Origin of the sequence: Aestuariivirga sp. (genome assembly GCF_044239095.1) — a bacterium.
Taxonomy (GTDB): domain Bacteria; phylum Pseudomonadota; class Alphaproteobacteria; order Rhizobiales; family Aestuariivirgaceae; genus Aestuariivirga.
In genome coordinates this window covers 1-6,383 of sequence record NZ_JBIICB010000254.1, presented here as the reverse complement: position 1 = coordinate 6,383, position 6,383 = coordinate 1, and the positions used below count along the sequence as shown (strand labels likewise).

Genomic DNA, 6,383 nt, shown 5'->3' with positions numbered 1-6,383 from the left:
CCATCAACCGCTTCATCCGCGAATACAACGCCTCCAGTCCCAAACCCTTCGCATGGAAAGCCAACCCTGGCGATATCATCGCAGCTCGGAACCGTGGGTTCCAAACGTTGGAGTCAATCCACTAGGGGATTACCCTCGCAGGGCCGATGCCCGTGATCGCGTCCCGGGCCGCCTCGCGAACGGCGGCGATCGTGGGCCGCAGAAGCTCGATCCGGTCGAAGCTTGAAGGCTGATCAGCCAGCGACTTTCGCAGCGCCGCGCCGAAGGCCTGGCGGAGTTCGGTGCCGATGTTGAACTTCCTCACGCGGTGGTCACGGGCCAGAATGCTGCGTGTGGCAGGCGCAATGCCGCTTGCGCCATGCAGCACCAGGGGAACATCCGTTGCCGCCTCGATAGCGCGCAGCGCATCAAAGTCGATGCCGTCCGTCTTCTCCTGCTGCAGATGCACGTTGCCGATCGATACGGCCAGCGCATCGATGCCGGTTTCCGCCGCGAAGCGGGCAGCCTCCTCAGGGGACGTGACGCGCGACTGGCGCCCACCGGCATAGCCCACGAAGCCGACCTCGCCCTCAACCGAAACACCGGCGGCACGGGCCGCATCGATCACCCGGTTCGTCAATGCAATGTTCTCGTCCAGCGGCAGGGAGGATCCATCGATCATCACGGAGGTGAATCCATGCGCGATCCCCGCAACGCATTCTTCCAGCGTCGTGGCATGGTCGATGTGGCAGGCAACCGGAACGCGGGCCTGTTCGGCGAGATGGCGCAGCATCCGCCCCAGCACGGGCACGGGCGTATGGCGCCGGCAGCCGGGCCCCGCCTGCAGGATCACGGGGAGACCCGTGTCGTCCGCCGCCTCGACGAAGGCAACCGCATCCTCCCAGCCCAGCACCACAAGGCCAGCGACGGCATAGCGCCCCGCCTGCGCGGCATGAAGAAGCTGGTGCAAGGAGGCGACGGTCATTTGAATTTCGCGATCATGTCCTTGATGCCGGGGATCGTCTCGATCTGATAGGCATGGGACGGCTGGAAGAACTGCACCAGCGGCCGCTGACTGAGGCCACCGAGAATGGTGAAATAATACATTTCATAACCGGGTGCCGCCACGCATGGGTGATAGCCTTTCTCGAGGATCACCGTCGAGCCGTTGACGATGTGATAGGCATCTCCCACCTCGCCATCCTGGCGCTGCACCAGTTGCAGCCCGAAGCCGTGATCGGGGCGGAAGCGGAAGTTATACGTCTCGTCGTGCCGCGTCTCGACCGGCAGCCGGTCGGTATCGTGCTTGTGGGGCGGAAAGCCTGACCAGCCGCCCGCGCCCACGGTAAAGAGTTCGGACACAAGCAGCCGCCCCACGCGGCCGCGGTATTTTGTGCCGAGGATGTGCTTGATCTTCCGGTGAGTCTTGGTCTCATCCGAGCCATACTGCACAACGTCGATGTCGCTGGCGCGCACGTCGAAAGGGTCGAACTGGCCATCGCAGCGCGCGCCAGCGATGAAGACTTCGGCAGTGGCGGAGATGCAAGCGAACCTCACCTTCGCGCCCTGCGGCGCATAAACCCCCTCTGGCTCGCCATCCCACACATCCGTGCCACGCGTACCGATGGCGTCGAAGGCGGCGCCCTCCACCTCGACATCGATCGTTCCGGTCGCCGGAACAACGCATGTCTCATAGCCGGGAACGCGGTACTCGAAGGCCTGTCCGCGGGAGAGCTTGACGATATTGAAATAGTTGAGCGGAACCCGCGCATCGTTGACATCGATGATGGGCGCGTTGCGGTTGTCATGGGGCGGGATGTGCATGGAACCTGATCCTCCGGGGTCACGCTGGCGCGGCGTGATCGCGCATGAATGTGTCGAGTTCTTCCGAAGTTGGCGAAGCGGGTGCGCAGCCAACGCGGGTGACGACGACGGCCGCTGCCGCCGTACCCCGCCGGACAGCCCCGGCGAGTTCGAGACCGGAAGCAAGCCCGGTGACGAGGCCGGCCATGAAGGCGTCGCCCGCACCCGTGGGCTTCAACGCCGCAACGCGATAGATGGGCGTCTCAAAACTGCTGCGGCCGGCAAGGCTGATCGAACCCTTGTCGCCCATCTTGTAGATCACGGCGGCCCTGCCCGCTGCGAGTTCGCGGGCGAGCGTGAGCCCGCCCGGGCCGCCTGCCATCACGTCCCATTCGACATCGTTGCCGATCACCATGTCGCTTGCCTCCGCAGCCATGCGGCATGTCGCGGCGGCATCGGCCGCAGAGACCCAAGAATACGGACGATAGTCGACATCGAGGATCACCGGCATGTCCACGGCACGCGCCCGCCTGATCGCCAGCAGCGTGGCGGCGCGCGACGGCTCCACGGCCAGCGCCGTTCCGGTCACGATCAGGGCCGCATAGCCCTCCATGCCGATTCCCGCCACGTGGTCCGGGCTCAGCAGAAAGTCAGCTGCACCATTGCGATAGATCACCGATTGGCAGTTCTCCGCCCGCGTTTCGACAACGGCGAGCGAGGTGCGGCAATCTCCCGCCGCCTGTCCCACATGCGACAGGTCGATGCCATAGCGGGAGAGTTCGCGCCGCACAAAGCGGCCGACCGCGTCATCCGAGACGGTGGTGACCAGTGAGGCAGCACCACCCAGCCTGACGATGCCTGCGGCAATGTTCGCCGCCGATCCCCCGAGCGCGGAGGTGAAGCGCCCCGCTTCTTCCGCAAGGCAGCCGGGCGGATCGGCATAGAGATCCATGCCGGCCCTCCCAAGCACCAGAAAGCGGTTGCTGCGCAGGCGTTCGAACATGACCTATATTCCCGCGCTTGGGCGGCAGCTGGCGGCGGGGAGCGTCTCAAGAGCCTGCACGGCTGCCAACCTCATGCTTCGGGACTGCTGTGCCACGGCGCTCTCCACCTGCTCTTGACCGGGCAGACTAGTTATTGTCTATTATGTTTGCAAGCGCTTGCAACAGCGGATGGGCTGGGTGTCGGACATCGGGATCGGGATTGTCGGCGGAGGCTACATGGGCAAGGCCCATGCCGTCGCGATGTCGGCCGTTGCCGCCGTCTTCGATACGGCGCTGAGACCCCGTCTCGAGATCATCGCCACAACGACGAAGGCCGGCGCAGCCGAAAAGGCACGCCAGTTCGGATTTGCCCGCGCGACCGACGACTGGCGGCAGCTCGTGACGGACACCAAGGTGGATGCCGTGGTGATCGCCAGCCCGCAGGACACCCACAAGGCGATTGCGCTGGCGGCCTTTGCGGCCGGCAAGCACGTCTTCTGCGAGAAGCCGCTTGGGCTCGGCAGCACCGATAGCCAGATCATGGTCGAGGCGGCACAGCGCAGCGGCCTCGTTCACATGACGGGGTTCAACTACATCCGCACACCTGCCTCACAGCTGGCGCGCCAGATCATCGCCGCAGGCGAGATCGGCAGGATCACCTGGTTCCGCGGCGAGCATACGGAGGATTTCTGCGCTGATCCGCTGCAGCCCGCCTCATGGCGCACGCGCGGCAGGCCCAATGGCAACATGGGAGACCTGGCGCCGCACATCATCAACGCCGCAGTTGCATTGATGGGACCGGTCAGAAGCCTCTGTGCCGAGATCGAGACCGTTCACCGGACAAGGCCTTCGGCATCGGGCCCCGAGGCCGTCACCAATGACGACCAGGGCCAGCTCATGTGCCGCTTTGCCAGCGGCGCCATGGGGCACCTGTTCATCAGCCGCGTCGCGACGGGCCGCAAGATGGGCTATGCCTATGAGATCTTCGGCACCGGGGGCGCCATCCGTTTCGACCAGGAAGACCAGAACGCGCTCTGGCTCTATCGCACGGGCGATCCTTCTGGCCGGCAGGGCTTCACCAAGATCCTCACCGGGCCCGAGCACCCCGACTACAAGGCATTTTGCCTGGGGCCAGGACATGGCACGGGCTATCAGGACCAGATCATCATCGAAGCCCGCGACTTCCTCGCGGCAATCGCCGCGGGCAAGCCGGCATGGCCGACATTCGCGGATGGGCACATGGTGAACCAGGTCATCGATGCGGCCTGGGCGTCACAGGATCGCCGCGGCTGGGTCGATGTTGAACCCATTGAAGGAGACCGGGAACCGGCATGAGCATCAGAATCGGAAATGCCCCCTGTTCATGGGGAGTTGAATTCGCAGGCGACCCCCGCAACCCGCCCTGGACGCGCGTGCTCGATGAATGCCGCGACGCCGGATACAACGGAATCGAACTGGGCCCCATCGGCTTCATGCCGGAGGATCCAGGCATTCTCGGCCCTGCGCTTGCCGAACGCGGTCTCACCCTGATCGGGGGCGTGGTCTTCCGGCCGTTTCACGATCCCAGCAGTTGGGACGAGGTCAAGGATGCCGCGGTGCGCACCTGCCGGGCGCTCGTGGCGCATGGCGCGCGCCACCTCGTGCTGATCGATTCGATCTCGCCGCGGCGGGCGCCAACCGCGGGCCGCCCGGCTGAAGCCGAGCAGATGGACAAGGACGAATGGACCTCCTTCGCCTCCCGCTTCCGTGACATCGCACGCATGGGAACGGAGGACTATGGCCTCACCGTCTCCATCCACCCGCATGCTGCGGGTTTCATCGACTTCGAGCCGGAAATCGAAAGCCTGCTCGAAGACATCGACCCCGCCGTGCTGAAGATCTGCCTCGACACGGGGCATTCGCATTATGCCGGTTTTGACCCCGTGGCCTTCATGGCGCGGCACATGGCGCGGATTGCCTATGTCCATTTCAAGGACATCGACCCCGCTGTGAGAGCGGATGTGGTGGCCAGGCGGACCGGCTTCTACGATGCCTGTGGCCAGGGCATTTTCTGCAATCTCGGCAAGGGCGTCACCGGCTTCCACGCGGTGCGCCGCCTTCTTCTGGAAGCGGGTTACGAAGGCTGGTGCACGGTGGAGCAGGACTGCGATCCCTCCGGACCCACATCGCCCGTGGACGATGCCCGGGCCAATCGCGCATATCTCCGGTCCATCGGCTTCAATTGACAGGATTTCCAATGACACGACTGAACTGGGGCATGGTCGGCGGCGGCGAGGGAAGCCAGATTGGCCCCGTCCACCGCATCTGCGCGGCGATGGACGGAGACTATACCATGATGGCGGGTGCGCTCGACGCCGATCCCGCCAGGGGCAGGGCCTTCGCGCAGCGGTTGGGAGTGGCCCAGGACCGCGCCTATGGCGACTGGCGCGAGATGCTCGCCGGCGAGAAGGACCGGCCAGACCGCATCGACCTCGTGACCGTGGCCACGCCCAACGCAACGCACTACGCCATCACCAAGGCTTTTCTCGAGGCAGGCATCAATGTGCTGTGCGAGAAGCCGATGACGGTGACCGTCGAAGAGGCGGAAGACATCGTGGCGGCGGCGGCGCGGTCTGGCGCGGTCTGTGCAGTCAACTACGGCTATACAGGCTATTCGCTCGTCCGCCACATGCGCACGATGGTTGCGCGTGGTGACCTCGGCAAGGTCAGGCTCATCATGGTTGAATTCTCGCACGGCTTCCATGCCGATGCAGCCGATGCCGACAATCCCCGCATGCGCTGGCGCTATGATCCCGCACAGGCGGGAATCTCCGGCCAGTTCGCCGATTGCGGCATTCATGCCTTGCACATGGCAAGCTATGTGTCTGGTCAGAATGCGCAGGAGCTGTCCGCCGACTTCGTCTCGGCAATCCCCAGCCGGTCGCTGGAGGACGACGCCTCGGTCAATGTGCGCATGGATGGCGGCACAAGGGTGCGCCTTTGGACCTCCTCGGTGGCCGTTGGCAGCTTCCATGGCTTCAATATCCGCATTTTTGGCGAAAAGGGCGGCCTGCGCTGGGCGCAGCAGTGGCCCGACCAACTCCACTGGACGCCGGTCAACGGCAGAACAGAGGTGATCGAGCGCGGATCCGGCAACCTCTCGGCCGAAGCCGAGCGCGCCACACGGATCGCGACCGGGCATTCGGAGGGCATGCTGGTGGCCTTCGCCAACATCTATGCCGACCTCGCCGAAGTGATCCGCGCCCGGCGTGAAGGGCGGCCCCCCGATCCGCTCGCCTGCCATTTCCCGACAGCCTCAGACGGCCTCCGCTCGATTGCCGCCATCCGCGCGGCCGTGGCGTCGAATTCACGTGGGGGTGAGTGGGTCGACGCACGCCCTTAGCGCGCGTTCCGACCAGGTGGAATCACCTGGTCGAAAAGAACTCGCGCAAGATCAATTGCTTGAGCATGATCTTATCGCAAAAGTGGTTTCCACTTTTGCGGATCATGCTCTAGGAGCCTGTCTGGATAATCTGATCTTTGTTGCATCTGTGCATTGGGTTTAGGGGTATGTTCTGGCTCATGTTGCGGCCTTTGCCAGTTTGCAGAGGTTGTGGGCGGTGCATATCAGGCTCCATT

The 6,383-nt window shown here is 64.4% G+C and carries 6 protein-coding genes and 1 pseudogene; 4 read left to right on the top strand and 3 right to left on the bottom strand.

Annotated features, from left to right (window positions below):
- Nucleotides 1-125: pseudogene (locus ACILRA_RS18285) on the top strand (IS630 family transposase); the annotation flags it as partial.
- On the opposite strand, the gene ACILRA_RS18280 reads toward ACILRA_RS18285, so the two are convergent.
- The 3 genes from ACILRA_RS18280 to ACILRA_RS18270 are packed head-to-tail and all read right to left on the bottom strand — an operon-like array spanning nucleotide 122 to nucleotide 2,785.
- Nucleotides 122-964, bottom strand: a complete 843-nt coding sequence (locus tag ACILRA_RS18280; RefSeq protein WP_395663496.1) for a class II fructose-bisphosphate aldolase — start codon at nucleotides 962-964, stop codon at nucleotides 122-124. The pseudogene ACILRA_RS18285 and the gene ACILRA_RS18280 overlap by 4 nt on opposite strands.
- Complete coding sequence (locus ACILRA_RS18275; RefSeq protein WP_395663495.1) at nucleotides 961-1,803, bottom strand: 5-deoxy-glucuronate isomerase; 843 nt, start codon at nucleotides 1,801-1,803, stop codon at nucleotides 961-963. Before ACILRA_RS18275 ends, ACILRA_RS18280 begins: the two co-directional genes overlap by 4 nt.
- A gap of 19 nt (nucleotides 1,804-1,822) precedes the next feature.
- Entirely contained in the window at nucleotides 1,823-2,785 is a 963-nt protein-coding gene (locus ACILRA_RS18270) for a PfkB family carbohydrate kinase (RefSeq protein WP_395663494.1), read from the bottom strand.
- Between the two features lie 178 nt (nucleotides 2,786-2,963).
- On the opposite strand from ACILRA_RS18270, the gene ACILRA_RS18265 reads away from it, so the two are divergent.
- From ACILRA_RS18265 to ACILRA_RS18255, 3 genes are read left to right on the top strand one after another with little or no spacing between them, the layout of a single operon-like run.
- Nucleotides 2,964-4,100, top strand: coding sequence for a Gfo/Idh/MocA family protein (locus tag ACILRA_RS18265; protein ID WP_395663493.1), 1,137 nt, complete (start codon nucleotides 2,964-2,966; stop codon nucleotides 4,098-4,100).
- Nucleotides 4,097-4,990, top strand: coding sequence for a TIM barrel protein (locus tag ACILRA_RS18260; protein WP_395663492.1), 894 nt, complete (start codon nucleotides 4,097-4,099; stop codon nucleotides 4,988-4,990). The genes ACILRA_RS18265 and ACILRA_RS18260 overlap by 4 nt, the downstream gene beginning before the upstream one ends.
- An 11-nt stretch (nucleotides 4,991-5,001) precedes the next feature.
- Nucleotides 5,002-6,147, top strand: coding sequence for a Gfo/Idh/MocA family protein (locus tag ACILRA_RS18255; protein ID WP_395663491.1), 1,146 nt, complete (start codon nucleotides 5,002-5,004; stop codon nucleotides 6,145-6,147).
- The last annotated feature ends 236 nt before the right edge of the window (nucleotides 6,148-6,383 follow it).

Excerpts from the sequence above, each read along its gene's own strand:
- ACILRA_RS18280 (WP_395663496.1), bottom strand. The coding sequence starts at position 964 with ATGACCGTCGCCTCCTTGCACCAGCTTCTTCATGCCGCGCAGGCGGGG.
- ACILRA_RS18260 (WP_395663492.1), top strand. The coding sequence starts at position 4,097 with ATGAGCATCAGAATCGGAAATGCCCCCTGTTCATGGGGAGTTGAATTC.
- ACILRA_RS18270 (WP_395663494.1), bottom strand. The coding sequence starts at position 2,785 with ATGTTCGAACGCCTGCGCAGCAACCGCTTTCTGGTGCTTGGGAGGGCC.
- ACILRA_RS18275 (WP_395663495.1), bottom strand. The coding sequence starts at position 1,803 with ATGCACATCCCGCCCCATGACAACCGCAACGCGCCCATCATCGATGTC.
- ACILRA_RS18255 (WP_395663491.1), top strand. The coding sequence starts at position 5,002 with ATGACACGACTGAACTGGGGCATGGTCGGCGGCGGCGAGGGAAGCCAG.